The organism is Microbacterium sp. 69-10, from assembly GCF_001897945.1.
GTDB lineage: Bacteria > Actinomycetota > Actinomycetes > Actinomycetales > Microbacteriaceae > Microbacterium.
On the sequence record NZ_MKRT01000019.1, the window covers coordinates 30,741 to 33,465 of the forward strand.

Here is a 2,725-nt window from a genome sequence, read left to right on the forward strand (position 1 = left end):
CGGTGCCACCGCCCACACCGCCGTAGTTCGAGGAGCCGTCTCCGGTGCCGTCACCGCTCCCCGGGTCCTCCGTCGAGGGCTTGGGCGGGTCGTACTTCGAGACCGGCATCTGGTCGATGAGCTCCTGCAGCCGCGCGTCGAGTGCGACCGCCATCTTGCGGGCGGCCTCCTCCTGCTCCGCCTCCGCCTGATCCTGGTAGTACTGCTTCGCCTCCGCGGACGTCATCATGACACCGGGCGAGACCTGAACCGGGCTGTTGGTGTCGCTCGCCTTCTGCACCGTGTTCTGCTGATCTGCGGTCAGACCCGGCTCGGGCAGCCCCGCCACCCCGGAGGCGGTCTCGTGCATCGCCTGATCGGCAAGGCCGACCAGCTTGCCCAGCTCCTTGTGGTAGTTCGCGACCTCGTCGAGATCGGCGATCAGCCTTGTGAGGTTCTTGTCGATCGCCTCGCCGAGCGGACCGCCGAAGCCCTCCGAACCCACCGCCTTCCGCAAGTTCACCGACACGGCATCGAACGCCGCATCCACGTCAGCCCGCTGCACGGCCTGGTCATTCTGTATGCTAACGACACCGAAGCTCGTCCTATTGACCTGAAGCCTGCCGAGGCGCTCCACATTCTGTCCCATGACGTCCTCCGTTCAGACCGCGATCGGGCCGTTGGGCTTGGTGAACGTACCAAAGGCGTTGGCGAGGATCACCTGGTACCCCTGCTTCTGATCTGCATCCAACTGATCGGTCTCATCGATCGCCTTGACGAGGTTGTCGCGGATCACGAAGAGCCGCTTCAGGATGTCGTTGACGGCAAGCTCTGACGAGTGGTAGCGCTCCTTGAGCACACTTGTGAGGTCGACGCACTTGCCATCAGCGGTCCAGAGCGCCGGCGTCTGCCCTTCCTGAAGACTCGCCAGGTTCTCCTTCGCCTTGCCGATCTGCTCGGCACTGCTCAAGACACGCTTGACCTGATACTCGACCACCTCCCGGTCCATCGACATCGTCGAAACCGGTGGTATCAACTTGATGACCACGACACGCCCCCTCTGCTACTGTCCGCGACGATCCTAACCCGGCATCGCGTCGTCTTCCATGGGGAGCATTACCCACCCTCGGGCACGACAGTCACTGATCCGTCGGCTTCTGAAGGGAGGCATCGCACTCGACGGTCGCGTCCAATCCGACCTGAACGGCATGATCCTTCACCGCACCGGTCGTGTTGTCCACGCCCTGAGCGACGTCACGCAGCACCTCGTCTGACACGTCCGAATCATAGAAGTGCTCGCCGATGCACGTGAAGAACTCGGGGTTGTCGTCGTACTGGTGGAAACCCCCCTCGTTGATCAGGATCTTCCACCCCTTGCCGATGGCCTCAGCGGAGGGTCGTCCCTCGCTGTCTCCTGTCGCGGGCGGGTCGGAGGGCTGCGTGCTGGTGGCCGAGGTGGACAGATCGGTCGGCGGGTCAGGGATGTTTGCGATGGCGGTGGCCGCGATCGTGAACAGCAGCACGACAACCCCGACGATGCCGCCGACGACCGACAGCGCGATGCCGACGATCGAGGGCCACTTGACCGTGCCTCGCTTGAACACCGCGATCAGCGACACCACGAACGCCGCCAGCAGGACGAAGGACCCGATCCCGAACGTCACGAAGTTCGGGATGCATACCAGGACCGTTCCCAGTACGGCGAGCCCCAGGCCGATGAATCCGAGCGTCGGAGCCTGCGCCGGCGCCGTGGATGCAGGTGCGACGGGCGCGTGAGCCGGAGCGGCATCTGCGTCGGAACCCGCCGCAGGAGCAGCCAAGTCACCCGCGGACGCTGCGGGGCCATCCGCCGCGGCACCGTCACCCGCAGGAGCGTAGTTCTCCGTCCACCGCGAACCATCCCACCACCGCTGCCGCCCGGAACCATCGTCATACCAACCCGCCGGAGCGCTCATCCACATCCTCCTCGTCGAAACCACCCACACGCCTCAGACGCACAGCCCCACCTGGTCAGTGTCTGGGAATCGGTTCAACCTCACGTACGGTGCGATTCACGCATCACTACTGCGTCGAGGAGCGGCACTCGCCGAGCGCTTCTGTTCCGATCTGGATGGCCTGATCCCGAATAGCGCCCGTCGTGTTGTCCACGCCCTCGGCAAGGTCACGCAGCACGTCGACGGGCAGATCCGAGTCATAGAAATGCTGACCGACGCACGTGAGGAACTCGGGCTTGTCATCGTACTGGTGGTAACCACCCTTATTGATCATGATCTTGTACCCTTTGCCGAGCGCTTCGGGCGAGGGGCGTCCGGCGCTGTCGCCGGTAGCGGGCGGGCCGGAGGGCTGCTCGGCGGCAGGGCTGGAGGACGGTGCCGTCGGGAGGTCGGGAGTCGGGATGCTCGCGATCAACGTGAACACCAGCACGATCACACCCACGACCCCACCGATGATCGACAGGGCGATACCCACGATCGAAGGCCACTTCACCGTGCCCCTCTTGAACACGCCGACCAACGACACCACGAACCCCGCCAACAGCAGGAACGACCCGATCCCGAACGTCACGAAACTCGGAACGCACACCAGTACCGTGCCCACCATTGCAAGGCCCAAACCGACGAAACCCAGAACCGGCGCCGGCTTCGGCACCACAGGAGCAGGCGCGCCAGCCGCATATGCCAGAGCTGCAGGCGCCGCGGCAGCCTCGGTGTCCGCAACAGACGGTGAGGAGTCACCGACCGGAGCG

The 2,725-nt window shown here is 64.7% G+C and carries 3 protein-coding genes and 1 pseudogene; all 4 read right to left on the reverse strand.

Annotated elements, in window-relative coordinates; translation table 11 throughout:
* Window positions 1-544 (reverse strand): hypothetical protein (locus tag BGN97_RS07685; protein WP_292699694.1); only part of this gene is annotated, 544 nt, incomplete at its 3' end.
* 96 nt (window positions 545-640) lie between these two features.
* Window positions 641-1,027, reverse strand: coding sequence for a hypothetical protein (locus tag BGN97_RS07690; protein ID WP_292699696.1), 387 nt, complete (start codon window positions 1,025-1,027; stop codon window positions 641-643).
* Window positions 1,028-1,118: 91 nt separating this feature from the next.
* Entirely contained in the window at window positions 1,119-1,934 is an 816-nt protein-coding gene (locus BGN97_RS07695) for a DUF2510 domain-containing protein (protein ID WP_292699699.1), read from the reverse strand.
* 106 nt (window positions 1,935-2,040) lie between these two features.
* Window positions 2,041-2,725 (reverse strand): annotated as a pseudogene (locus BGN97_RS07700) (hypothetical protein); the annotation flags it as partial.

Bases quoted from the DNA above. Each gene is read 5' to 3' on its own strand.
- BGN97_RS07695 (WP_292699699.1), bottom strand. From the start codon at position 1,934: ATGAGCGCTCCGGCGGGTTGGTATGACGATGGTTCCGGGCGGCAGCGG.